This window comes from Stutzerimonas stutzeri (assembly GCF_024448695.1).
Classification (GTDB): Bacteria; Pseudomonadota; Gammaproteobacteria; order Pseudomonadales; family Pseudomonadaceae; genus Stutzerimonas; species Stutzerimonas stutzeri_T.
In genome coordinates, this window is record NZ_JAMOHY010000003.1 from 1 (window position 1) to 22,517 (window position 22,517).

25 protein-coding genes are annotated in these 22,517 nt (G+C 62.4%); 11 read left to right on the plus strand and 14 right to left on the minus strand.

What is annotated here, in order from left to right; genetic code table 11:
* Positions 1 to 100: hypothetical protein (locus tag NAV32_RS03945; protein ID WP_256051498.1), on the plus strand; the 100-nt coding region annotated here is incomplete at its 5' end.
* A 95-nt stretch (positions 101 to 195) separates the two neighbouring features.
* Here NAV32_RS03945 and NAV32_RS03950 read toward each other — a convergent pair.
* From NAV32_RS03950 to glyQ, 4 genes are read right to left on the minus strand one after another with little or no spacing between them, the layout of a single operon-like run.
* Positions 196 to 945 carry a lysophospholipid acyltransferase family protein gene (locus tag NAV32_RS03950; protein WP_256051499.1) on the minus strand — a complete coding sequence of 250 codons (750 nt, stop codon included), beginning with the start codon at positions 943 to 945 and terminating at the stop codon, positions 196 to 198.
* Complete coding sequence (gmhB, locus tag NAV32_RS03955) at positions 942 to 1,484, minus strand: D-glycero-beta-D-manno-heptose 1,7-bisphosphate 7-phosphatase (protein WP_256051722.1); 543 nt, start codon at positions 1,482 to 1,484, stop codon at positions 942 to 944. The genes NAV32_RS03950 and gmhB overlap by 4 nt, the downstream gene beginning before the upstream one ends.
* A gap of 4 nt (positions 1,485 to 1,488) precedes the next feature.
* The gene (gene glyS, locus NAV32_RS03960) at positions 1,489 to 3,543 is read right to left on the minus strand and encodes a glycine--tRNA ligase subunit beta (RefSeq protein ID WP_256051500.1); all 2,055 of its coding nucleotides are present in this window, start codon (positions 3,541 to 3,543) and stop codon (positions 1,489 to 1,491) included.
* Positions 3,540 to 4,487 carry a glycine--tRNA ligase subunit alpha gene (glyQ, locus tag NAV32_RS03965; protein ID WP_256051501.1) on the minus strand — a complete coding sequence of 316 codons (948 nt, stop codon included), beginning with the start codon at positions 4,485 to 4,487 and terminating at the stop codon, positions 3,540 to 3,542. The genes glyS and glyQ overlap by 4 nt, the downstream gene beginning before the upstream one ends.
* Before the next feature lie 103 nt (positions 4,488 to 4,590).
* Between glyQ and NAV32_RS03970 the strand changes: the two genes are divergently transcribed.
* From NAV32_RS03970 to NAV32_RS03980, 3 genes are read left to right on the plus strand one after another with little or no spacing between them, the layout of a single operon-like run.
* A complete protein-coding gene (locus NAV32_RS03970) occupies positions 4,591 to 5,175 on the plus strand; it encodes a DNA-3-methyladenine glycosylase I (protein ID WP_256051502.1) in 585 nt (194 codons plus the stop codon).
* Between the two features lie 28 nt (positions 5,176 to 5,203).
* Positions 5,204 to 6,091: a lysophospholipid acyltransferase gene (locus NAV32_RS03975; protein WP_256051503.1), complete on the plus strand. Its 888-nt coding sequence runs from the start codon at positions 5,204 to 5,206 to the stop codon at positions 6,089 to 6,091.
* Between the two features lie 35 nt (positions 6,092 to 6,126).
* Positions 6,127 to 6,393 (plus strand): PilZ domain-containing protein, encoded by a 267-nt coding sequence (locus tag NAV32_RS03980; protein WP_256051504.1) that lies wholly within the window; start codon positions 6,127 to 6,129, stop codon positions 6,391 to 6,393.
* A 51-nt stretch (positions 6,394 to 6,444) separates the two neighbouring features.
* Here NAV32_RS03980 and NAV32_RS03985 read toward each other — a convergent pair whose 3' ends face one another.
* From NAV32_RS03985 to def, 5 genes are all read right to left on the minus strand, one after another.
* Positions 6,445 to 6,762, minus strand: coding sequence for a tetratricopeptide repeat protein (locus tag NAV32_RS03985; protein WP_256051505.1), 318 nt, complete (start codon positions 6,760 to 6,762; stop codon positions 6,445 to 6,447).
* 310 nt (positions 6,763 to 7,072) lie between these two features.
* Complete coding sequence (trkA, locus tag NAV32_RS03990; RefSeq protein ID WP_256051506.1) at positions 7,073 to 8,446, minus strand: Trk system potassium transporter TrkA; 1,374 nt, start codon at positions 8,444 to 8,446, stop codon at positions 7,073 to 7,075.
* Between the two features lie 27 nt (positions 8,447 to 8,473).
* Positions 8,474 to 9,796: a 16S rRNA (cytosine(967)-C(5))-methyltransferase RsmB gene (gene rsmB / locus NAV32_RS03995; RefSeq protein WP_256051723.1), complete on the minus strand. Its 1,323-nt coding sequence runs from the start codon at positions 9,794 to 9,796 to the stop codon at positions 8,474 to 8,476.
* A 5-nt stretch (positions 9,797 to 9,801) separates the two neighbouring features.
* Positions 9,802 to 10,731 (minus strand): methionyl-tRNA formyltransferase, encoded by a 930-nt coding sequence (fmt, locus tag NAV32_RS04000; RefSeq protein WP_256051507.1) that lies wholly within the window; start codon positions 10,729 to 10,731, stop codon positions 9,802 to 9,804.
* 56 nt (positions 10,732 to 10,787) lie between these two features.
* A complete protein-coding gene (gene def, locus NAV32_RS04005; RefSeq protein WP_256051508.1) occupies positions 10,788 to 11,294 on the minus strand; it encodes a peptide deformylase in 507 nt (168 codons plus the stop codon).
* Between the two features lie 148 nt (positions 11,295 to 11,442).
* Between def and NAV32_RS04010 the strand changes: the two genes are divergently transcribed.
* From NAV32_RS04010 to NAV32_RS04020, 3 genes are all read left to right on the plus strand, one after another.
* On the plus strand, positions 11,443 to 12,468 hold the full coding sequence (locus NAV32_RS04010; protein WP_256051509.1) for a LysM peptidoglycan-binding domain-containing protein: 1,026 nt from the start codon (positions 11,443 to 11,445) through the stop codon (positions 12,466 to 12,468).
* A gap of 85 nt (positions 12,469 to 12,553) precedes the next feature.
* Positions 12,554 to 13,642 (plus strand): DNA-processing protein DprA, encoded by a 1,089-nt coding sequence (gene dprA, locus NAV32_RS04015; RefSeq protein WP_256051510.1) that lies wholly within the window; start codon positions 12,554 to 12,556, stop codon positions 13,640 to 13,642.
* Between the two features lie 49 nt (positions 13,643 to 13,691).
* Positions 13,692 to 14,249 (plus strand): L-threonylcarbamoyladenylate synthase, encoded by a 558-nt coding sequence (locus tag NAV32_RS04020; protein ID WP_256051511.1) that lies wholly within the window; start codon positions 13,692 to 13,694, stop codon positions 14,247 to 14,249.
* A gap of 79 nt (positions 14,250 to 14,328) precedes the next feature.
* Here the strand turns inward: NAV32_RS04020 and NAV32_RS04025 are convergent, their stop codons facing one another.
* Positions 14,329 to 15,306, minus strand: coding sequence for a quinone oxidoreductase family protein (locus NAV32_RS04025; protein ID WP_256051512.1), 978 nt, complete (start codon positions 15,304 to 15,306; stop codon positions 14,329 to 14,331).
* A gap of 148 nt (positions 15,307 to 15,454) precedes the next feature.
* Between NAV32_RS04025 and hemF the strand changes: the two genes are divergently transcribed.
* Complete coding sequence (hemF, locus tag NAV32_RS04030) at positions 15,455 to 16,369, plus strand: oxygen-dependent coproporphyrinogen oxidase (RefSeq protein ID WP_256051513.1); 915 nt, start codon at positions 15,455 to 15,457, stop codon at positions 16,367 to 16,369.
* Between the two features lie 25 nt (positions 16,370 to 16,394).
* Positions 16,395 to 17,210, plus strand: coding sequence for a shikimate dehydrogenase (gene aroE / locus NAV32_RS04035; protein ID WP_256051514.1), 816 nt, complete (start codon positions 16,395 to 16,397; stop codon positions 17,208 to 17,210).
* Between the two features lie 6 nt (positions 17,211 to 17,216).
* Here aroE and NAV32_RS04040 read toward each other — a convergent pair whose 3' ends face one another.
* Both NAV32_RS04040 and NAV32_RS04045 read right to left on the minus strand, forming a co-directional pair.
* The gene (locus NAV32_RS04040; protein ID WP_256051515.1) at positions 17,217 to 17,828 is read right to left on the minus strand and encodes an NAD(P)-dependent oxidoreductase; all 612 of its coding nucleotides are present in this window, start codon (positions 17,826 to 17,828) and stop codon (positions 17,217 to 17,219) included.
* A gap of 170 nt (positions 17,829 to 17,998) precedes the next feature.
* Positions 17,999 to 18,310: a DUF883 domain-containing protein gene (locus NAV32_RS04045; protein WP_256051516.1), complete on the minus strand. Its 312-nt coding sequence runs from the start codon at positions 18,308 to 18,310 to the stop codon at positions 17,999 to 18,001.
* Positions 18,311 to 18,474: 164 nt separating this feature from the next.
* Here NAV32_RS04045 and pbpG point away from each other — a divergent pair, with 164 nt between their 5' ends.
* Complete coding sequence (gene pbpG / locus NAV32_RS04050; RefSeq protein WP_256051517.1) at positions 18,475 to 19,410, plus strand: D-alanyl-D-alanine endopeptidase; 936 nt, start codon at positions 18,475 to 18,477, stop codon at positions 19,408 to 19,410.
* 40 nt (positions 19,411 to 19,450) lie between these two features.
* On the opposite strand, the gene NAV32_RS04055 is transcribed toward pbpG, so the two are convergent.
* Together NAV32_RS04055 and NAV32_RS04060 are read right to left on the minus strand one after the other, a co-directional pair.
* Positions 19,451 to 21,079: a hybrid sensor histidine kinase/response regulator gene (locus NAV32_RS04055; protein WP_256051518.1), complete on the minus strand. Its 1,629-nt coding sequence runs from the start codon at positions 21,077 to 21,079 to the stop codon at positions 19,451 to 19,453.
* Positions 21,080 to 21,127: 48 nt separating this feature from the next.
* Entirely contained in the window at positions 21,128 to 21,754 is a 627-nt protein-coding gene (locus NAV32_RS04060; RefSeq protein ID WP_256051519.1) for an MEDS domain-containing protein, read from the minus strand.
* A gap of 298 nt (positions 21,755 to 22,052) precedes the next feature.
* Here NAV32_RS04060 and NAV32_RS04065 point away from each other — a divergent pair, with 298 nt between their 5' ends.
* Positions 22,053 to 22,496, plus strand: coding sequence for an NfeD family protein (locus NAV32_RS04065; protein WP_256051520.1), 444 nt, complete (start codon positions 22,053 to 22,055; stop codon positions 22,494 to 22,496).
* The last annotated feature ends 21 nt before the right edge of the window (positions 22,497 to 22,517 follow it).

Consider the following 22,517-nt stretch of genomic DNA (forward strand, 5'->3'; position numbering starts at 1 on the left):
GGTGCCTTACAAGCAGATTGTCATCGCCCTGGGCGAAGGCGCCAAGGCTTCCCTGAGCGCCTTCGATCACCTGATCCGCAGTACTTCGCCTGTCGCATAACTGCTGCGGTTGCAACGAAAAAGGGGGAGCAGATTTCGATCTGCTCCCCCTTTTGTTTTTACGAGGGTGTATCGGTAGCCGTGACGGTCCTTACGCTAAGGAGTCGGTTGGTGCTGGGCTTCGAGCTGGCGTACCTGCATATTGATCCAGTCTTCGGCACGTTGATTGAGCTCTGCCACTGCGCGAGGCCCTTCGCTTTCGGCATGCATGGCCGGACCTATCACCACCTGAATGACCCCGGGATTCTTGCTCCAGCCCGCCTTGGGCCAGAACATGCCGGCGTTGTGAGCGATGGGCAGTACCGGCAGCCCGGCATTGACCGCCAGCGAGGCGCCACTGCGGGAAAACTTGCCCTGCTGCCCGACTGGCACGCGGGTACCTTCCGGAAAGATCAGCACCCAGGCGCCCTGCTCCAGGCGTTCCTGACCCTGTTTGGCCACCTGCCGCAGCGCAGCCTTGGGATTGTCACGATCGATGGCGATGGGTTTGAGCAGCCACATGGCCCAGCCAAAAAAGGGCACACGGAGCAGCTCACGCTTGAGCACCTGGGTCAGGGGCTCGAAATAGGCCGACAGGAAGAAGGTTTCCCAAGTGCTCTGATGCTTGGCCAGAATCACACAGGGCTGTGAGGGGATGTTCTCTGCGCCCAGTACTTCATAGCGCAGGCCCACCAGTGTTTCGCCCAGCCATACGGCGCAGCGGCACCAGTTCTGCACCACGAAGCGATAACGCGTGCGGAACGACATGAACGGCGCAAACACCAGGCATACCAGGCACCAGGCGAATGCGGTGAACGACAGCAGGAAGTAGAACAAGGCAATGCGCAGGGGGAGTAGAGCTTTCATGCGGTGCTCCCCAGCAAGTGATCCACCACTGCTGCCAGATCATCGAAAACCTGGGTGCCGGGTGGCAATGTACCTTCCAGAGTGCGCATGCCCTTGCCCGTTCTGACCAGATAAGGCCTACCGCCCAGATGCATGCCTGCGTGCAGATCCCGATAACTATCGCCCACTACCGGAACGCCTTGCAGATCAGCCAGGCTGAAATGTTCGGCGATGGTGCGAAACAGTCCGGGCCTCGGCTTGCGGCACTCGCAGCCGTCGTCCGGGCCGTGGGGACAATGCACGATCAGGTCGATACGCCCGCCCTGCTCCATCACCAGCTGCTGCATCTTGAAATGCATGTCTTCCAGGGTAATGGCGTCGAACTTGCCACGTGCCAGACCGGACTGGTTGGTGGCCACCGCCACTGTCCAGCCGGCCTTGCAAAGCCGTGCGATGGCCTGGAGTGAGCCGGGGATCGGAATCCACTCATTCGGGCTTTTCACATAGGCGTCAGAGTCTTCGTTGATGACGCCATCACGGTCGAGCACGATCAGCTTCACGGGTTTAGCCAAGTGCGGAAATATCGGCGACGCCAAGGAACAGTCCTCGCAAACGGGCCAGCAGGGCATAGCGGTTGGCGCGTACCGAAGGCTCTTCGGCATTGACCAGTACCGCCTCGAAAAACGCATCCACAGGTGTACGCAGATGCGCCAGGCGTTCCAGTGCTTCGCGATACTGACGCGCCTGTGCCAGCGGTTGCACGGCCTGTTCGGCCTGTTGCAGCGCCGAATACAGCGAGAATTCGGTGGCGTTGTCGAACCAGCGCGGCTCGACGGTTTCCGGCAGAGCGGCGTCAAACTTGCTCAGCAGGTTCGAGACACGCTTGTTGGCCGCGGCCAGTGCGGCAGCCTCGGGCAACGTGCGGAAGGCCTGAACGGCCTGCACGCGCTGATCGAAATCCAGTGCGGAGGCCGGTGATACGGCACGTACCGAGAGATAGCTGGCCACGTCAACGCCTTCGTCTTCGTAGCGTGCACGCAGGCGGTCGAAGATGAAGTCCAACACCTGTTCGGCCAGCCCGTGTGCTTTCACCTGATTGCCGAACTGGGTGATGGAGAACTCCACGGCCTTGACCAGATTCAGGTCCAGCTGCTTCTCGATCAGAATGCGCAGAATGCCCAGAGCGGCACGACGCAGTGCATAGGGATCCTTGCTGCCGGTAGGCAGCATGCCGATGCCAAAGATACCGACCAGCGTATCCAGCTTGTCCGCTACTGCGACGATGGCGCCGGTGCGGGTGCTCGGCAGTTCTGCGCCCGCGCCGCGCGGCATGTACTGCTCGTTCAGCGCCAGGGCGACGTCTTCCGGCTCGCCGTCATTGAGGGCGTAGTAGTAGCCGGCAATGCCCTGCATCTCGGGAAATTCACCGACCATTTCCGTGGCCAGGTCGCACTTGCTCAGCAGACCGGCGCGTGCTGCACGGTTGGCGTCACCATCAGTGCTTTGGGCAATGAACGCGGCCAATCGGGAAACCCGCACGGCCTTGTCGTAGACACTGCCGAGCTGTGCCTGGAAGACCACATTTTTCAGCCGCTCGTTAAAGCTTTCCAGGCGCTGCTTCTTGTCCTGCTTGAAGAAGAACTCGGCGTCGGTCAGACGCGGGCGCACCACCTTCTCGTTGCCGGAGACGATCTGCGCCGGGTCCTTGGATTCGATGTTGGCCACGGTGATGAAGCGCGGCAGCAGCTTGCCGTTGGCATCCAGCAGGCAGAAGTACTTCTGGTTGTCCTGCATGGTGGTGATCAGCGCTTCCTGCGGCACTTCGAGGAAGCGCTCCTCGAACGAGCAGACCAGCGGCACTGGCCACTCGACCAGCGCAGTCACTTCGTCGAGCAATGCCGGCGGCACGATGGCCGTACCGTTCTGCTCGGCAGCCAGCTGCTCGACGCGCTTGGCGATCAGCTCACGGCGTTCGGCGAAGTCGGCGATCACATGGGCGCCACGCAAGTCTTCCAGGTAGCTGGTCGGCTTGGAGATGTGCACCTGGCCTGGGCTATGGAAACGGTGGCCGCGGGATTCGCGCCCGGCGCGCTGGGCAAGGATCTCGCAATCGATCACCTGCTCGCCGAAGAGCATCACCAGCCACTGGGTCGGACGAACGAACTCTTCCTTGCGCGCGGCCCAACGCATGCGCTTGGGGATCGGCAGATCGTTCAGCGAGGTTGCGACGATACCCGGCAACAGCTCGGCAGCCGGCTGGCCCTCGATGGTGCGGCTGAACTTCAGTTTCGGTCCGCTGCGATCGATCTCGGCCAGGTCCACGCCACACTTGCGGGCGAAACCCAGGGCAGCCTGGGTCGGCTCACCGTCGGCGTCGAAGGCGGCCTGCATCGGCGGGCCGTCGAGGTTGATGCTGCGATCGGGCTGCTGGGTTGCCAGTTGCTCGACCACTACAGCCAGGCGACGCGGCGCGGCATAGGCCTGCGCCTTGGCGAAGCCCAGGCCGGCGTCCTTCAGGCCCTTCTCGATACCGGCGCAGAAGGCTTCGGCCAGCTTGGCGAGGGCCTTGGGTGGCAGTTCTTCGGTACCCAGTTCGACGAGGAAATCCAGTGCACTCATTCTGCAGCCTCCAGCTTGGCCAGCACTTCGTCACGCAGTTCGGGGGTGGCCATGGGGAAGCCGAGTTTGGCCCGGGCCATCAGGTAGCTCTGGGCAATCGAGCGCGCCAGGCTGCGTACACGCAGGATGTACTGCTGGCGCGCGGTGACCGAGATGGCGCGGCGGGCATCGAGCAGGTTGAAGGTGTGCGAGGCCTTGACCACCATTTCGTAGGCTGGCAGCGGTAATTCAGCCTGCATGAGCCGGTTGGCTTCGCTCTCGTAGAAATCGAAGAGTTCGAACAGCTTCGGTACGTTGGCGTGCTCGAAGTTGTAGGTCGATTGCTCCACCTCGTTCTGGTGGAACACGTCGCCATAGGTCACGGTGCCGAACGGGCCGTCCGCCCAGATCAGGTCGTAGACTGAGTCGACGCCCTGCAGGTACATGGCCAGGCGCTCGAGACCGTAGGTGATCTCGCCGGTGACCGGGTAGCACTCGACACCGCCGACCTGCTGGAAGTAGGTGAACTGAGTGACTTCCATGCCGTTGAGCCAGACTTCCCAGCCCAGGCCCCAGGCGCCGAGGGTCGGTGATTCCCAGTTGTCCTCGACAAAGCGTACGTCATGTACCGAAGTATCCACACCGATATGGCGCAGCGATTCCAGGTACAAATCCTGGATGTTGTCCGGGTTGGGCTTCAATACCACCTGGAACTGGTAATAGTGCTGCAGGCGGTTGGGGTTCTCGCCGTAGCGGCCGTCGGCCGGGCGGCGAGAAGGCTGCACATAGGCGGCGTTCCAGGTCTCGGGACCGATGGCGCGCAGGAAGGTGGCGGTGTGGAATGTACCTGCGCCCATTTCCATGTCATAGGGCTGCAGGACCACGCAGCCCTGCTCGGCCCAGTAGCTTTGCAGGGCGAGGATCAGGTCTTGGAAGGTGCGCACGGCAGGCGTAGTCTGGCTCAAAATTTCACCTGTGCTGGCTTCGACGGAAAGCTGCGGAGTATACCCGATTCCCGTGCTTTCCCGACGCTGGCACGGGCAGCCCGTACCTTTCAAGGAGCCGCCCATGCAACGTTGCGCCTGGTGCAGCGAGGATCCGCTGTATATCGGTTATCACGATCACGAATGGGGCGTTCCGACCCACGATCCACAGGTACTGTTCGAGTTTCTGATTCTCGAAGGCGCTCAGGCCGGGCTGTCCTGGATCACCGTGCTGCGCAAGCGTGAGCGCTATCGGCAGGTGTTGTTCGGCTTCGATCCGCAGCGTCTGGCGCAGATGACCGATGCCGAGATCGACGAGCGCCTGCAGGACCCCGGTATCATCCGTAACCGACGCAAGCTGGAAGCCGCACGCACTAATGCCCGCGCGTGGCTGCGGTTGGAGGACCCGGCGAGTTTTCTCTGGTCTTTTGTGGGGGGCAAGCCGTTGGTCAATCACTTCCCGACGCATCAGCATGTGCCGGCTATCACCGCAGAAGCCGAGGCGATGAGTCGGGCCTTGAAAAAGGCCGGTTTCAGCTTCGTCGGCCCGACCATCTGTTACGCCTACATGCAGGCCTGCGGACTGGTCATGGATCACACCACCGACTGCCATCGGCATGCGTCGCTGGCCGCTTCGGCGGCGTCGAACTTGCCGATGGGGGTACACTAGCCACTTTGATTTTTGTCGGGAGTAGGCCTTGGATAGGTTCAAAGGTGCGCTGATAGTCGGATTCCTGAGGCTGTTCGCCCTGCTGCCCTGGTCGATGGTGCAGCGCCTCGGCGCACTGATCGGCTGGCTGATGTGGAAACTGCCTAATCGCTCGAGAGAAGTGGCGCGTATCAACCTCGCCCACTGTTTTCCCGAGCTTGACGACGAGCGCCGCGAGCACTTGTTGCGCGATTGCCTGCAGCAGATCGGCAAAACCTTTACCGAGAGCGCCTGCGCCTGGATCTGGCCGGCGGACAAGACCCTGCAGCTGGTCAAGGAAGTGGAGGGTCTGGAGGTTCTCGAACAGGCACTGGCTTCCGGCAAGGGCGTGGTCGGTATCACCAGCCATCTGGGCAACTGGGAAGTGCTCAATCACTTCTACTGCGCGCAATGCAAACCGGTCATTTTCTATCGCCCGCCCAAGCTCAAGGCGGTAGACGAGTTGTTGCAGAAGCAGCGGGTGCAGTTGGGCAATCGGGTCGCGCCTTCGACACGCGAGGGCATCATCAGCGTGATCAAGGAAGTGCGCCGTGGCGGTTCGGTGGGGATTCCGGCCGATCCCGAGCCCAGTGAAAACTCTGGCGTCTTCGTGCCGTTTTTCGCCACTCAGGCACTGACCAGCAAATTCGTGCCCGGTATGCTCACTGGCGGCAAGGCAGTGGGCGTGTTCCTGCATGCGTTGCGACTGGAGGATGGGTCCGGGTTCCGGGTGATCCTCGAAGCCGCGCCGGACGAGATGTACAGCGAAGACATCAATGTTGCCGTTGCGTCCATGAGCCGCATGATCGAAAGTTACGTGCGCCGCTGGCCGACCCAGTACATGTGGACCATGAAGCGCTTTAAGAAGCGTCCGGTCGGCGAAGCCCGCTGGTATTGAAACAAGCACAACAATAAGCCGGTCAGGAGGGATCCGTGACAAACCAGCGTATGCACCCACGCGCCAGCATGAAATGCCGAATTCGCATCAGTCACGAAACCTTCGGTGACGTGCTGGCGCAGACCCGCGATCTTTCTGACAGTGGCGTCTACGTCAAACACCCGGACCTGGTATCGCTGCGACCAGGCATCATCGTCCGTGGCCAGGTACAAGATCTGCCCATCCCCGCCCCCGAGCTGCAAATGGAAGTGATGCGGGTGGATGCCGAAGGTGTAGGACTGCGTTTCATCCTGCCGGATTGACTCTCGTTCGGCCCTACCGGGTCAGGTGCGGGCCCAAGACGGTGAAGAAGATCAGGGGCGCTGCGCCTTGTCCAGCTTGCGCAGGAACACGTCCATCTCCTTTTCGGCCTGTTTGTCGCCATGCGCTTGTGCGGCCACCAGGCCTTGCTTCCAGGCCTCGCGTGCACCGGCATTGTCGCCGCTGAGCTGCAATGCCCTGCCCAGCAGCTTCCAGGCGGCGGAGTATTTGCGGTCCTGCTCGACGCACCGCCGAAAGTGCGTGGCGGCTCGCTCGGCATCGCCGGCATCCAGATAACCCTTGCCCAGACCGAAACGCAGCATGGGGTTGTCCATGCCCTGTGCCAGCATCTTTTCCAGTGATTCAAGCATTCAGAGTCTCCTTCGCAGCATGGCTGAACGAACGGCATCATCGCTTTGCCGATGACGAAAAACCAGCATGCCATGGAACCACTTCCTGCTGGTGCGCCTCGTCGACCGCGTTGAGATTCCCGAGTGCGGACGGTTGAACAGCTCATCCGGCGTGGCCTACTCGTGAATACGCCACTGATTGAAGAAGCATCGGCGGTCGGAAACGCGCGCGAACCCCATCCGAGGGGCTACCGGAGTTGGTTCACGGCGCCTTCAAAGAACATGCGCCACGGCCAGCGGCAGACGGCTCCATACAGGGTCAGCGCACGGCTCAGAAAAAGGTCAGGCCGGCCTGGAATAGCCGCTCGACGGCGCGGATCTGCTTCTTGTCCACCAGAAACAGAATCACGTGATCACCGGATTCGATCACGGTGTTGTCGTGGGCGATCAGTACCTGTTCGTCGCGAATCACCGCACCGATGGTGGTGCCTGACGGCAGGGCAATCTTGCCGATCGGACGACCGATCACCTTGCTTGAGGACAGGTCGCCGTGGGCGATCACTTCGATGGCTTCGGCGGCGCCACGCCGCAGCGAGTGGGCACTGACGATGTCGCCGCGCCGGACGTGGGTCAGCAGGGTGCCAATGGTGGCCAGCTGCGGGCTGATGGCGATATCGATTTCGCCGCCCTGGACCAGGTCGACGTAGGCCGGATTGTTGATGATGCACATCACCTTGCGAGCGCCGAGGCGCTTGGCCAGCAAAGACGACATGATGTTGGCTTCGTCGTCGTTGGTCAGGGCGAGGAAAACATCGACATCGCGAATATTCTCCTCCATCAGCAGATCCCGGTCCGAAGCGCTGCCCTGGAGGATGATGGTGCTGTCCAGGGTGTCGGAGAGGTAACGGCAGCGGGCCGGATTCACCTCGATGATTTTCACCTGGTAGCGGTTTTCGATGGCTTCGGCCAGGCGCTCGCCAATATGCCCGCCGCCGGCGATGACGATGCGCTTGTAGTTTTCGTCGAGGCGGCGCATTTCGCTCATCACGGCGCGAATGTGGCCTCTGGCCGCGATGAAGAAGACTTCATCATCGGCCTCGATCACGGTGTCGCCCTGCGGCAGGATTGCCTGATTGCGGCGGAAGATTGCCGCAACGCGGGTGTCGACGTTGGGCATGTGCTTGCGTATCTGGCGCAGCTCCTGCCCCACCAGCGGGCCGCCATAGTAGGCGCGCACGGCCACCAGCTGTGCCTTGCCCTCGGCGAAGTCGATGACCTGTAGCGAGCCGGGGTATTCGATCAGGCGCTTGATGTAGTTGGTCACCACCTGTTCGGGGCTGATCAGCACGTCCACCGGAATCGCCTCGTTGCTGAACAGGCTGTTGCGAATGAGGTAGGCAGGCTCGCGTACACGAGCGATTTTGGTCGGCGTATTGAACAGGGTAAAGGCGACTTGGCAAGCGACCATGTTGGTCTCGTCGCTGTTGGTGACCGCCACCAGCATGTCGGCATCGTCAGCGCCGGCCTGACGCAGCACTGTGGGAAACGAGGCGTGACCGATAACGGTACGGATATCCAGGCGATCACCGAGGGCGCGCAGGCGATCGACATCGGTATCGACCACGGTGATGTCGTTGGCTTCGCTGGCAAGGTTTTCCGCCAGGGTGCCGCCGACCTGACCTGCACCGAGAATGATGATTTTCACGCGGTCACTCCTCTGAAGAGCGCTGGCTCAGGCATTCGGGCCGCCGGGATGGGCGGCAATCTTGATCAGTTTGGCGTAGTAGAAACCGTCGTGCCCGCCTTCCTGCGGCAATAGCTGCCGGCCCCGGGACTGCTTGATCCCGAAACTGCCCGCCAGGTCCAGCTCACGGGCGCCGGGTGTGCGGGTGAGGAAGGCTTCGATGACTTCACGGTTCTCCGTCGGCAGCACCGAGCAGGTGGCATACAGCAGCACGCCGCCGACCTCCAGGGTGGGCCAGAGCGCATCGAGCATTTCGCCCTGCAGGATCGCCAGTGGAGCGATGTCGTCGGCCTGGCGAGCCAGTTTGATATCGGGGTGGCGACGAATCACGCCGGTGGCTGAGCAGGGCGCATCCAGCAGGATTCGCTGGAAGGGCTTGCCATCCCACCAGGCTCCGGTGTCGCGGGCATCGGCTGCGGTCAGCGTGGCCTTGAGCTGCAGGCGCTGCAGATTCTCCTGTACGCGCTGCAGACGCTTGGGTTCCAGGTCCAGGGCAATCACTTCGGCCAGCCCCGGCTCGCGTTCGAGGATATGGCAGGTCTTGCCGCCCGGCGCGCAACAGGCGTCCAGCACACGCTGGCCGGGTTTGAGTTCCAGCAGCCCGGCAGCCAGTTGCGCCGCTTCATCCTGCACGCTGACCCGGCCTTGGGCGAAGCCGGGTAGCTGCTGTACGTCGCAGGGCACAGCCAGGCGGATGCCGTCTTCACTGAACTGGCAGGGATAAGCCTCGATACCGGCAGCCTGCAGTTCAGCCAGGTATTGGTCACGGCTGGCCTGACGACAATTGACCCGCAGCATCATCGGCGGATGTGCGTTGTTGGCGGCGCAGATAGCTTCCCAATGCTCCGGCCAGAAGGCCTTGAGTGACTTCTGCAGCCAGCGCGGATGCGCCACGCGGATCACCGGGTCGTGCTCCAGTTCCGCCAGCAGCGCCTCGCCTTCACGCTGGGCGCTGCGTAGCACCGCATTGAGCAGCCCCTTGGCCCATGGCTTCTTCAGCTTTTCAACACAACCGACGGTTTCGCCGATGGCCGCATGGGGTGGAATACGGGTGTAGAACAGTTGGTAGAGGCCGACCAGCAGCAACGCCTCGACATCGCGGTCGGCGGCCTTGAAGGGTTTCTGCAGCAACCTGGCGGCCAGTCCCGCCAGGCGCGGTTGCCAGCGCGCGGTGCCAAAGGCCAGTTCCTGGGTCAGGCCGCGGTCACGCGCTTCGACCTTGTCCAGCATTTCCGGCAGGCTGCTGCCCAGCGAAGCCTTGCCAGAGAGCACGGCCGCCAGCGCACGGGCGGCGGCCAGCCGGGGATTCATCGCCATTATTCAAACACCTTGCCTGGCTCGAACTGCTCGCGCCGGCTGTTGTACAGGTCACTGAAATTCAGCGGCTTGCCGCCCGGCAGTTGCAGTCGGGACAGCAACAGCGACCCCTGACCGCAGGCGACTTCCAGACCGTGCTTGCTGGCGGCGATGATCTGCCCGGGGCTGCCCTGTCCTGCGCCGAGCTGTGCTGCGTGAATCTTCACCACCGCGTCTTCGAGACTGGCGTGGCAGATCGGCCAGGGATGGAACGCCCGGACCAACCGCTCCAGTTCGACCGCTGGCCGCGTCCAGTCCATGCGCGCCTCGTCCTTGTTCAGCTTGTGCGCGTAGGTCGCGAGGTCGTCGTTTTGGGTTTCGCCGTGCAGTTTGCCGGCTGCCAGCGCCGCCACGCCCTGCACCAGTGCCTGCGAGCCCAGAGTGGCGAGGCGGTCGTGCAGGCTGCCGCCGGTGTCCTCGGCACTGATCGGCGTGCTCACCTTGAGCAGCATCGGGCCGGTATCCAGGCCGGCTTCCATCTGCATCAGGGTAACCCCGGACTCGGCATCGCCGGCCTCGATGGCGCGCTGGATCGGCGCCGCACCGCGCCAGCGCGGCAGCAGCGAGGCATGGCTGTTGATGCAGCCCAGGCGCGGCATGTCGAGCACCGCTTGCGGCAGAATCAGGCCATAGGCGACCACCACCATCAGGTCGGCCTGCAGGGCTTCGAGCTCGGCCTGGGCAGCGGGATCGCGCAGGGTCTGCGGCTGATACACGGGAATGCTGTGGCGAACGGCGAGCTGCTTGACCGGGCTGGGCATCAGTTTCTGTCCGCGACCGGCGGGACGGTCCGGCTGGGTATAAGCCGCGACGATGACATGGCCTGCATCGAGCAGTGCCTGTAAGTGCTGAGCGGCAAATTCCGGCGTGCCGGCGAAAACGATGCGCATGTGAAGGACCCGTCAATAAAAAAGGCTTGCTGCTGCAAGCCTTTGGAATAGGGAGATCAAGCCTGCTGGCGGTGAAGTTTTTCCAGCTTCTTCTTGATCCGGTCACGCTTGAGTGTGGAGAGGTAGTCGACAAAGAGCTTGCCGTTGAGGTGATCGCATTCGTGCTGGATGCACACCGCCAGCAGGCCTTCGGCAATCAGCTCGAACGGCTGGCCGTCGCGGCCCAGCGCCTGGATCTTCAATTTCTGCGGGCGATCGACGTTCTCGTAGAAACCCGGCACAGACAGGCAGCCTTCCTGATACTGGTCCATCTCGTCGGTGAGAAATTCGAACTCGGGATTGATGAAGACCCGTGGCTCGCTCCTGTCTTCCGACAGGTCCATCACCACCACGCGCTTGTGAACGTTGACCTGGGTTGCGGCCAGGCCGATGCCCGGCGCGTCGTACATGGTTTCGAACATATCGTCGATCAGCTGGCGAATGTCGTCATCGACCACTTCGACCGGCTTGGCGATGGTACGCAGGCGTGGATCGGGAAACTCCAGGATGTTCAGAATCGCCATATACGTTTGTGATGCACTTATGGAATAAATTCAAAAGCCGCTGCTAAGATGCCGGGCAGCTTGTAAACGGCTTAACGCCGCTTTCCACAAGGATTACCGCGGCGCCAGGGCGCTTTACGTGAAGGCACATCATAAAGGGATTCACCACATGAGGAAATCACTACTCGCCCTGCTGCTGGTGGCGGTCGGCGGTATTGCCCAGGCCGAGGTTCAGCTCAAGGCCGATCACCCCGAGCAGTACACCGTGGTCAAGGGCGATACGCTCTGGGGCATCTCCGGGCGATTCCTGCGTGAACCCTGGAAATGGCCGGAACTGTGGCATGCCAACCCCCAGGTGGAAAACCCGCACCTGATCTATCCCGGCGACAGCCTCAGCCTGGTCTATGTCGATGGCCAGCCGCGGCTGATGCTCAATCGCGGCACTTCGCGCGGCACCATCAAGCTGTCCCCCACCGTGCGCACCACGCCGATGGCCGAAGCCATTCCGACCATCCCGCTGGAAGCCATCAACAGCTTTCTGCTGAGCAACCGCATCATCGACAGTGTGGACCAGTTCAAGGGTGCGCCTTATATCGTCGCGGGCAATGCCGAACGCGTCATCAGCGGTTCGGGTGATCGTGTCTATGGTCGTGGCGTCTTCGAGGACAATATCCCGGTCTACGGCATCTTCCGTCAGGGCAAGACCTACGTGGACCCGGACACTCAGGAATTTCTCGGGATCAACGCCGATGATGTCGGCAGCGCCGAGATTCTCGACATGGAAGAAGACATTGCCACCATGATGCTGACCCGCGTCACTCAGGAGGCGCGCATCGGTGATCGCCTGTTCCCCAGCGAGGAGCGGGCCATCACATCCACCTTCATGCCCAGCGAGCCGGAAGAGGACATCAACGGCGTGATTCTCGACATACCGCGCGGTGTAACCCAGATCGGCCAGTTCGATGTGGTCACGTTGAACAAGGGCGCCCGCGACGGCTTGAAGGATGGCAACGTGCTGGCCGTGTATAAAACCGGTGAAACCGTGCGCGACCGGGTTACCGGCGAGAACGTGAAGATTCCCGATGAGCGTGCCGGCCTGCTAATGGTATTCCGCACCTACGAAAAGCTCAGCTACGGCCTCGTGTTGCAGGCCACGCGTTCGCTGGCGGTGCAGGACAAGATCCGCAACCCCTGACAACGTGTCGAGCCCCGCTGATGCGGGGCTTTCAGTTTATCGAGTCGTCGCACGGATGCGGCGCAAGGAAACAAGGACGTCTGCCATGCCTGCCATTTCTCCCGCCGAGCTTGAAGCGCGTCTGCGACTGCATCTGTTGCCCGACCTGGGGCCGCGACGTTTGCACCGGTTGTTCGAAGCCTTCCCGAATGCCTCATCCGCGCTCAGCGCACCGGCCAGCGCCTGGCGTTCGCTGGGCCTGCCGGCCAGCTGTGCCGAACCCCGCCGTAGCACATCGATCCGCGAACGTGCTGCCGCCGCGCTGGCCTGGCTGGAGCAGCCCGACCACCATCTGCTGATGTGGGACGACCCCGCCTACCCTGCGCTGCTGGCCGAACTGCCGGATGCTCCACCACTGCTGTTCGTCGAGGGCGACGCCAGCCTGCTTGAACGCCCGCAGCTGGCCATGGTTGGCAGCCGCCGCGCTTCGCGGGCGGGGCTGGACAATGCTCTGAGTTTCGCCCGCAGTCTGGCGCGGGGTGGCTTCGTCGTCACCAGTGGTTTGGCATTGGGCATTGATGGGGCGGCGCATCAGGGCGCGCTGGATGTCGATGGCCGCACCGTTGCGGTCCTGGGTACAGGGTTGCAGCGACTTTACCCGGCGCGGCACGTCGGTCTGGCCAGCAGAATTGTCGAAGGCGGCGGTGCGCTGGTGTCAGAGCTGCCACTGGATTGCCCGCCGCATGCGTCCAACTTTCCCCGCCGGAACAGGATCATCAGTGGCCTGGCGTTGGGCGTACTGGTGGTTGAGGCGAGCCCCTCCAGCGGTTCGTTGATCACCGCGCGGCTGGCTGCCGAGCAGGGGCGTGAGGTGTACGCCATTCCCGGCTCCATCCATCATCCCGGCGCACGCGGCTGCCATCAGCTGATTCGTCAGGGCGCGGCGCTGGTGGAGAGCGTCGACGATATCCTCCAGGCCCTGCGTGGCTGGCAGCAGGTTGTACCGGGTAGCGTCATGCCCGAGGACGAACGACACCCGTTGCTCGCCCAGTTGCATGCGGCGCCTATGAGCAGCGAAGCCCTCGCCCAAGCCTTGGGCCAGCCGTTGACACAGGTGCTGGCCGAACTCACTGAACTGGAGATCGACGAGCGGGTGGCATGCGAATACGGGCTGTGGGTAGCGCGCAGCGGTTGAGACGTCAGCTCAGGTAAACTGCGCGGGTTTTCCTTGAGCAGAGGTCGAGATGGTCGGCAATTGGCGCATGCAGCAAGTGGCGCGCGTGGTTCGGGCCGGTGGTGTAATTGCCTACCCTACCGAGGCGGTCTGGGGTCTGGGCTGCGATCCCTGGGACAGCGAAGCGGTGTACCGGCTACTGGCGCTCAAGGATCGACCGGTGGAAAAAGGTCTGATCCTGGTCGCTGGCGATATCGAGGCTTTCGACTTTCTTCTCGATGATCTACCCGAACGCTGGCTGGATCGCCTGGCCGGTAGTTGGCCGGGACCCAATACCTGGCTGGTGCCGCACCGTCAGCGTCTGCCCGAGTGGATCACCGGACAGCACGACAGTGTGGCGCTGCGGGTTAGCGATCATCCGCTGGTGGCCAGGCTTTGCGCACTGACCGGCCCGCTGGTGTCCACCTCGGCCAATCCCGCCGGTCGCCCTTCTGCTCGTTCGCGCTTGCGCGTGGAGCAGTATTTCCCGCGCCAGCTCGATGCTGTTCTTGCTGGCTCGCTGGGTGGTCGCCGAAATCCCAGCACCATCCGGGATGTGCGCAACGGCGAAGTCATACGGGCGAGTTAGACATGGATGGTGCTGCAAGGGCCGAACGTGTTCGGCCTTCACGAACCAGGGACGAATGAATTCGGCCAGCCTTCCAGCCTTACGGCAACAGGATCGTCGATCCCGTGGTGCGCCCTTCTGCCAGCAGGCGTTGGGCTTTGGCGGCTTCGCCGAGCGCAAAGCGCTGGCCGATCTCGACACTGATCCGACCGCTGGCGATCATCTCGAACAGCTCCGCAGCCATGGCCTGAAGCCTCGGTGCGGTGTCTGCGTAGCCGGCCAGGATCGGGCGGGTGACGAACAGCGAGCCCTTCTGCGCCAGTACGCCCAGGTTGACCCCGGTCACCGCGCCGGAGGCGTTGCCGAAGCTGACCAACAGTCCGCGCGGAGCAACGCAATCCAGGGAAATCTCCCAGCTGCTCTTGCCCACCGAGTCGTAGACCACCGGACACTTCTGGCCACCGGTCAGCTCCAGCACGCGCTGCACCACATCTTCGCGGGTGCGGTCGATAGTGGCCCAAGCCCCCAGTGCTTTTGCGCGCTCGGCCTTCTCTGCCGAGCCGACCACACCGATCAGCTGTGCGCCCAGCGCGTTCGCCCACTGACAGGCAATCGAGCCGACGCCACCGGCCGCTGCGTGAAACAGAATGGTTTCGCCGGCCTGCAACGGATGCACCTGGCGCAGCAGGTATTGCGTGGTCAGACCCTTGAGCATCACCGCTGCCGCCTGCTCGAAGCTGATGGCATCCGGCAGCTTCACCAGATGCCGCGCCGGCAGCACATGGTGTTCGCCGTAGGCACCCAGCGGCCCGGTGGCGTAGGCCACGCGATCACCCACCTGCCACTGTTCGATGCCTTCGCCGACCGCTTCGATCACACCGGCGCCTTCGTTGCCCAGACCCGATGGCAGGCTCGGTGGTGCATAGAGACCACTGCGGAAATAGGTGTCGATGAAGTTCAGGCCGATGGCGTGATTGCGTACGCGCACTTCGCCGGCGGCTGGGGCCGGAACCTCGACCTCAACCTGCTCGAGAACCTCGGGACCACCGTGCTGGCTGAACTGGATACGCTGCGACATAAGGGGCTCCTGAGCGGACGCAAAGAACCTATCCAACCGCTCCGCGCGGCATTCGTCAACCAGGGCGGATGATATGCTTGCGCACCATTTTCGCTCATCCCCGCGTTCGTCCGGGATGTGCCGCGCCACTTCTTGCCAAGGTGATTTCGTGAACGACCGGACCGAAGCCGTCAAAACCTACCTGCTCGATCTGCAGGATCGCATCTGCACGGCGCTGGAAGCCGAGGATGGCGATGCCCGTTTCGTCGAGGACGCCTGGGCTCGCCCCGGTGGCGGCGGTGGCCGTACTCGGGTGATCGAGAACGGGGGCCTGATTGAAAAAGGCGGGGTTAATTTCTCCCATGTGCATGGCAGCGGGCTGCCGCCCTCGGCCAGCGCTCATCGTCCCGAACTGGCCGGCCGCGGTTTCGAGGCGCTGGGCGTGTCGCTGGTGATTCACCCGCACAACCCCTACGTGCCGACGTCCCATGCCAATGTGCGCTTCTTCATCGCAGAGAAAGAGGGTGAAGAGCCGGTCTGGTGGTTCGGCGGTGGCTTCGACCTGACGCCCTACTACGGCAATGAGGAAGACTGCATTCACTGGCACCGGATCGCCCGCGACGCCTGCGCACCGTTCGGTGCCGACGTCTATCCGCGCTACAAGGAATGGTGCGACCGCTATTTCCATATCAAACACCGCAACGAGCCGCGCGGCGTTGGCGGGTTGTTCTTCGACGATCTCAACCAGTGGGATTTCGATACCAGCTTCGCCTTTATGCGCGCCGTCGGCGACGCCTATCTGGAGGCCTACCTGCCCATCGTGCGCCGCCGCAAGGCCACGTCTTTCGCCGAGCGTGAGCGTGATTTCCAGCTGCTGCGCCGCGGTCGCTACGTGGAATACAACCTGGTCTACGACCGTGGCACGCTGTTCGGCCTGCAATCGGGCGGGCGTACCGAGTCAATTCTCATGTCGCTGCCGCCGCAGGTCAGTTGGGGTTATGACAAGCATCCCGCCCCCGGCACGCCGGAAGCGCGGCTGACCGAATATTTTCTACAGGACCGCGACTGGCTCGCCGACGCCTGATTTCCTTGCAGCTTGGAGCCTACTCATGGACCGCTACGGTGTTTTCGGCAACCCCATCGGCCACAGCAAGTCGCCGCAGATTCATCGTCTGTTTGCGCAGCAGACGGGCCAGGTTCTCAGCTATGAAGCCTTGCTGGCGCCGCTGGACGATTTTCCCGGTTTTGCCCGGCAATTTTTCGTCACCGGGCGCGGTGCCAATGTCACCGTACCGTTCAAGGAAGAAGCCTGGCGGCTGGCTGACCAGTTGACCGAGCGCGCGCGACGGGCCGGTGCGGTGAATACCCTGCACAAGCTCGACGACGGACGCCTGCTGGGTGATAACACCGATGGCATCGGCCTGGTACGCGACCTGCTGGACGCCGGAGTGACCTTGCAGGGCAAGCGAATCCTGTTGCTGGGTGCCGGTGGCGCGGTGCGTGGCGTGCTTGAACCCTTGCTGGCGCAAGCCCCTGAGTCACTGGTGATTGCCAACCGCACGCGGGCCAGAGCCGAGCAACTGGCCGAAGAATTTGCCGAGCTGGGCCCGGTCAGCGCCAGCGCATTCGAGCAGCTCGATGGTGCATTCGATGTGATCATCAACGGCACTTCGGCCAGCCTTGCCGGCGAGCTGCCGCCGCTGGCCGACGCGCTGATCGCTGCCGGCCAAACCTTCTGCTACGACATGATGTATAGCGCGAAACCCACGTCGTTCTGCCAATGGGCTAGCGATCTTGGCGCGCACAGCCGCGATGGCCTGGGCATGCTGGTGGAGCAGGCGGCGGCGGCCTTCGAGCTCTGGCGCGGTGTACGCCCTGAGTCGACGCCGGTGTTGCTGGCGTTGCGTCGCGAGCTACAAGGCTAAAAGTCTTTAGAAGTGAAACTGGATCTGCTGATGCAGGTGTTGTGGGCGCTCCAACTCATCGACCATGCCGGCGGCGATGCGTCGTAGCTGCACGCGAGGATCATTGCTGGGCAGTCCGTCGATATCGCTGTAGTCTTCGATGGACAGGTCCTCGCCGGCGGTACTGGCATCCACCAGCGTCCACTTCAGCGGATGCGAGGCGATCAGTTGCCGGGCGGCTGCCAGCTCCGACTCATCGGCGTGGGCGTTGAAGTCGGCCACCAGCAGCAGGCGCTGGACGCCGGCGTCGGTCATGCCCGAAAGCAACGAGAACACCGCTTGATACAAGTCCTGCGGCCGGCCAACGACGCTGGCATCGGGCGCCGTCGGAACCGAAGGGCTGTCGAACAGGCAGATGACTCCATGCATGCCAGCCACGCTGCGTGACACGCTGGTGGCATTGAACAGATCGCCGGCCTTGGTGCGCAGCCCTGGTCGGGCAGTCATGGAATTGAAGTCATTGATCAGCGCGACAACCTCGTGCTGCCGGCTCAACAGCTCGCACAGCACCGCGTTGCCCAGACTGGAATGCGCCCCGTAGAGCGCGAACTTGAGACGCGGGGTTTCGGCGTTGAGCATGGCTACGTCCTTCAGCAGGCCTTTGAAAAAAGTAGGCGAGGCAGGCAAGACAAGGCAAAAACAGGCGAGGAACGGACCGGGCTCGCGTACGAGTTTAGTGTTCTAAATGAGCATTTCCGAGCCTGTTTTTAACGCAGTATTGCCAACGCAGGTGGTTTTTCAACGGCCTGCTAGCGACGTGTAGCGAGGTAGCCAATCAGGGCCACGGCACCGGCCGCCAGCGCCAGGGTGCTCAAGGGATGCTTGCGGGCACAGTCGCTGGCCATGCGTGTGGCTTCGCGGCTGCGCCGGGACAGCGCCTGGCAATGCTCGTCCCAATGGTTATCCTGCCAAAGCGACTCGGCACGCGAGCGCAGATCGTCGAGTTTATGGCGCGAGCCTCGGCCTGCTTCGCGCTTGAGCTCGTCCAGCGCACTCATGAGGTTATGGATTTCGCGTTCGATCTCGTCGCGGGTGGTGGTTTTGCTGCTGAAGCGGGACATGGTGTTCTCCCCTGGATTGATATCTGCTGATTGGACCGCTTGATGGCCTGAAGGTGCGGCGATTCTCTTCTACACTCCCACCGGCATGAACCTGTGGGCGACAGCTTTCCGTATACTGCGCGCCGCGTGGCCGTCCATTTCGTCATTTTATTTTGGTAATCATTGTGAAACTTCGCCATTCCATTTTCGGCCTGCTGCTGGCCTGCAGCAGTGCCATCATCGGTCCCGCTGCGGTAGCGGCTCCGGCAGCGGCCCAACAGGAGCTCGCCTCCGGCAGCGCACTGTTGGTCGATCTGAAAACCAATCAGGTCCTGTATGCGAGCAACCCCGATCTGGTGGTGCCTATCGCCTCGGTAACCAAACTGATGACCGCCATGGTGGCGCTTGATGCCAAGCTGCCGCTGGATGAATACCTGCCGATCACCATACGCGATGCGGTCGAGATGAAGGGTGTCTTCTCGCGAGTCCGCATTGGCAGCGAGATCAGTCGCCGCGAGATGCTCCAGCTGACCCTGATGTCCTCGGAAAACCGCGCGGCGGCGAGCCTGGCGCACCATTATCCGGGCGGTTATGCGGCCTTTATCCAGGCGATGAACCTCAAGGCCAGCGAACTGGGCATGAGCAGTACCCGCTACGTCGAGCCTACTGGCCTGTCGGAGCGCAATGTCTCCAGCGCCAACGATCTGGTCAAGCTGCTGCGCGCCAGCCAGGCCTACCCGCTGATCGAGCAACTCAGCACCCGGTCGGAAAAGACCGTGGCGTTCCGCAAGCCCAACTACACCCTCGGCTTTCGCAACACCAATGCGCTGGTGCGCAAGCCGAACTGGGATATCCAGCTGAGCAAGACCGGCTTCACCAACGCCGCCGGTCACTGTCTGGTAATGCGTACCGTGATGGACCAGCGTGACGTGGCCTTCGTGGTGCTGGACGCCTTCGGCAAGTACACCCACATGGCCGATGCGAATCGCCTGAAAAAGTGGCTGGAAACCGGCAAGGCCACACCGGTGGCGCCGGCTGCCCTGGCCTACAAGGCGCAGAAGCAGGTCGAGCGCCGCTTGGCCGGGCAACCGGGGAACGCGGCGATGGCCGAGGCGCGCTGAGCAAAGGCGGGTTTCGCTGCAAGCGGCTGAGGCAGTGACGCTAAGGTAGTGGCTCGGCAGCTTGGCTGAGGCCGGCAATGGCTGCGTCCAGGGCTTCCAGCGAGACCGGTTTGACCAGATGCGTGTCAAAGCCTGCGGCTTTCGAACGCTCGAAATCACGGGTCTGGCCATAGCCGGTGAGTGCCACCAGACGCAGTTCTTCCTGGGAGAACCTGCCTCGCAGAGCAGCGGCCAGATCGTAGCCGTCCATGCCTGGGAGGCCGATATCCAGCACAGCGACATCGGGGTGGAACGTTTGGGTGATCTGCAATGCCTGCAGCGGCTCGCTGGTGGCGACGACCTCATGGCCGTGGTGAGCCAGATAGTCACGCAGGCTTTCCAGCGCATCGATGTTGTCGTCGACCAGCAGTATGCGAAACGCCGAGCCAGCGGCTGCGGGCGTGAAGTCAGGCAGGTTTTGAAGGCTGTTCGGCAGGCTCAGGCGGGGAAGCGAGACCGTGAACGCCGAGCCACAGCCGATGCCCTCGCTGCGGGCCATCACCGTACCCTCATGTAGCTCGACGAAGGTTTTAACCAGCGCCAGGCCGATACCGAGCCCGCCCTTGCCGCGGTCAATGGTGGCTGCGCCCTGCTCGAATATGTTGAAGAGCCTGGGAAACAGCGTCGGGCTGATACCTGAACCGTTGTCCTGCACGGTGATCGCCACCTGCCCTTCGCTGGCTTGCATGGCAATTTCGATTTTGCCGCCGGGATCGGTGTACTTCACCGCATTCGACAATAGGTTGGCAAACACCTGCATCAGCCGGGTCGGGTCGCCGTAGACCCATACCGCCTGTTCCGGCAGGCGTATCGTCAAGCTGTGGCGGCGCTCCTGAACCAGCGTATCGCTGGCTTCGACCGCTCGATGGATCACGCTGCACAGATCGAGCGGCTCGCGTTTGAGTTCGACCTTGCCCTGAATGATGCGGGTCGCGTCCAGCAAGTCATCCAGCAGGTTGGATAGATGTTTTGCCTGGCGTTCGATGATCTGGTGCTCGCGAGGCAGTTGCTGGCCCTTGCTGCGCAGTTTGAGCAGGTCCAGCACGGTGATGATCGGCGCCAGAGGATTGCGCAGCTCGTGCCCCAGCATGGCGAGGAACTCGTCCTTGGCGCGGCTGGCCTGCTCGCGCTCATGGTGGGCGCGGGCGGTCTGCAAACCTGTGGTTGCCAGCGATGCGGCGGCGCGTAGAAAGGCGAGTTGGGGTTCACTGGGAAAATCATGCTGCTTGGAGCCAAACCAGATGTTTCCGCCGAACTTGCCGTAGCCCATGCTCAGCCGCACGATGCGCATCGGCTGGCGCGGCGTGAATAGCAGATGAACACGCCCATCGGGCAGGCGCGTCTGTTCCCATTCGCGGGTTGCGGCCTCCCATTCGCTACGTTCGGCTGCGTCGATGTATTGGCCGTCCAGACGCAACACGATGTGGCTGGGAGTGTCCGGCAGCAACTTGACGTCGACCATGGTGAAACGCATCGGCACGATGCGCTCGACCGCCTCAATGGTGATCTGCAGAATGGCGGCTCCGTCGCGTCCCGCCCACAACGCAGGTAGCGCCAGCAGGCCCATCAGATCACGGAGGCTGCGGTCTGCGTTGGCGTTATCCTGGTGTTCCGACATCGGTTGGTTCATCTAACGGTTCGGCCAGCACAAGGGCTGTGAGTTGTTTGGCATAAGGCGCTACGCGGCTGCGCCGGTTTCCCTGTTACGGAGTTCTTCGAGCATCTCGGTTGCAGGCGTGTAGAAAGGGTTTTCCTGCACGATGCCGTTGATCAGTGTCAGCGGATGGGTGCGCAGCAGGTCCATCATCATCGAGCCGTTCAGCTTGGCGATGTCATAGACGCAAATCGCCGGTTGGCGATTTTTCAACAGTACTTCGTTGACCTCTGCCTCGTAGGCGAGAAGATCCTTGTTCACCGCCGCGCCACGGAACGCCCAGTCCATGTTGCCCATGATTCGAACCCTGGAATAACCCGCCTCGGTTGCCTTCTTGCAAACGGCATCCAGTGTCGCAAGCATGCGATCCTTTTCGAAAGCGCCGTTTTCGTCCAGGTAAACGCCCTGCCAGGACTGCAGCTCCAGCTGCCCACAGGCTTCGCAGGCGTGGGTATCGATCCCGCCTGCTGTGAGACGCTCTCTGTGCTGTGACAGGGTGGCAGGATCGAGGATATGGATGTTCTTCTCGCCCTGGTCCAGCGCTTCCTTGAAAAAGGGGATCAGCACGTCGTATTCCTGCTCGCGGCTATCGAAGAATGCGCAAACATGGAAATGCTCGATGGGGGTGCCAGCCAGTGAGAGGGCGCTCATTACTTATCTCCAGAGTTGAGACCACGCTCAGGCAGCCAAGAATGTAGCCGACGGTGGCGAAGCCCAGATTCTACAGCCTAAAGCAAAGTCGCACCCCAGCACTCGGACTCTCTTCTCGATGAGCGGTTGAGACTTTGGTGCCGATTGTCGGTCAGCGGCGCTATTGCGGTAACGCAAATGAATGACAGGCTTCGGGTAATCGACAGACAATAACGCCCATACTCGCCCAGCCCGATCCGGCGCCGCTCATGTTGCTGCGCCGGCGTCGGCAGGCATGCAGTCTGGCAAGGGAGTCGAAATGACTATCGAATGGTGGTACTGGGCGGTCGGCGGTTTGCTGCTGATCATGCTGGAGCTGGTGATTCCCTCGTTCTTCGTGATCTGGTTCGGCCTCGGCGCCCTGCTGGTCGGCGGCGTATTGCTGGTGGCCGGCGAACTGTCACTGACCGTGCAGTTGCTGATCTGGGCACTGGCATCGCTGGCCATGGTGGTGGTGTGGTTCCGGGTCTTCCGGCCCAGTCGGCACAGGACGCTGATCGGCACCGCTGCCGGCGAAGTGATCGGCGAGGTGGGCCTGCTGGTCGGCCAGGTCGAACCCTTTCAGCGTGGCAAGGTGCGTTTCCAGCGGCCTATCCTCGGCGCCGAGGAGTGGGCCTGCGTGGCCGATCAAACGATCAGTGCCGGCGAGCGCGTGCGGCTGGTGTCCGTCGAAGGCAGCTATCTGAAGGTCGTCAAGGCCTGAGAAGATTTTTTAAAGGAATAG

Excerpts from the sequence above, each read along its gene's own strand:
- NAV32_RS04045 (WP_256051516.1), bottom strand. The coding sequence starts at position 18,310 with ATGTCCCGCTTCAGCAGCAAAACCACCACCCGCGACGAGATCGAACGC.
- NAV32_RS04060 (WP_256051519.1), bottom strand. The coding sequence starts at position 21,754 with ATGAGCGCCCTCTCACTGGCTGGCACCCCCATCGAGCATTTCCATGTT.
- NAV32_RS04020 (WP_256051511.1), top strand. The coding sequence starts at position 13,692 with ATGGTCGGCAATTGGCGCATGCAGCAAGTGGCGCGCGTGGTTCGGGCC.
- dprA (WP_256051510.1), top strand. The coding sequence starts at position 12,554 with ATGCCTGCCATTTCTCCCGCCGAGCTTGAAGCGCGTCTGCGACTGCAT.
- NAV32_RS03970 (WP_256051502.1), top strand. The coding sequence starts at position 4,591 with ATGCAACGTTGCGCCTGGTGCAGCGAGGATCCGCTGTATATCGGTTAT.
- aroE (WP_256051514.1), top strand. The coding sequence starts at position 16,395 with ATGGACCGCTACGGTGTTTTCGGCAACCCCATCGGCCACAGCAAGTCG.
- NAV32_RS04010 (WP_256051509.1), top strand. The coding sequence starts at position 11,443 with ATGAGGAAATCACTACTCGCCCTGCTGCTGGTGGCGGTCGGCGGTATT.
- NAV32_RS04065 (WP_256051520.1), top strand. The coding sequence starts at position 22,053 with ATGACTATCGAATGGTGGTACTGGGCGGTCGGCGGTTTGCTGCTGATC.
- NAV32_RS03985 (WP_256051505.1), bottom strand. The coding sequence starts at position 6,762 with ATGCTTGAATCACTGGAAAAGATGCTGGCACAGGGCATGGACAACCCC.
- NAV32_RS03950 (WP_256051499.1), bottom strand. The coding sequence starts at position 945 with ATGAAAGCTCTACTCCCCCTGCGCATTGCCTTGTTCTACTTCCTGCTG.
- NAV32_RS04055 (WP_256051518.1), bottom strand. The coding sequence starts at position 21,079 with ATGAACCAACCGATGTCGGAACACCAGGATAACGCCAACGCAGACCGC.
- rsmB (WP_256051723.1), bottom strand. The coding sequence starts at position 9,796 with ATGAATCCCCGGCTGGCCGCCGCCCGTGCGCTGGCGGCCGTGCTCTCT.
- NAV32_RS04040 (WP_256051515.1), bottom strand. The coding sequence starts at position 17,828 with ATGCTCAACGCCGAAACCCCGCGTCTCAAGTTCGCGCTCTACGGGGCG.
- NAV32_RS04025 (WP_256051512.1), bottom strand. The coding sequence starts at position 15,306 with ATGTCGCAGCGTATCCAGTTCAGCCAGCACGGTGGTCCCGAGGTTCTC.
- fmt (WP_256051507.1), bottom strand. The coding sequence starts at position 10,731 with ATGCGCATCGTTTTCGCCGGCACGCCGGAATTTGCCGCTCAGCACTTA.
- glyS (WP_256051500.1), bottom strand. The coding sequence starts at position 3,543 with ATGAGTGCACTGGATTTCCTCGTCGAACTGGGTACCGAAGAACTGCCA.
- def (WP_256051508.1), bottom strand. The coding sequence starts at position 11,294 with ATGGCGATTCTGAACATCCTGGAGTTTCCCGATCCACGCCTGCGTACC.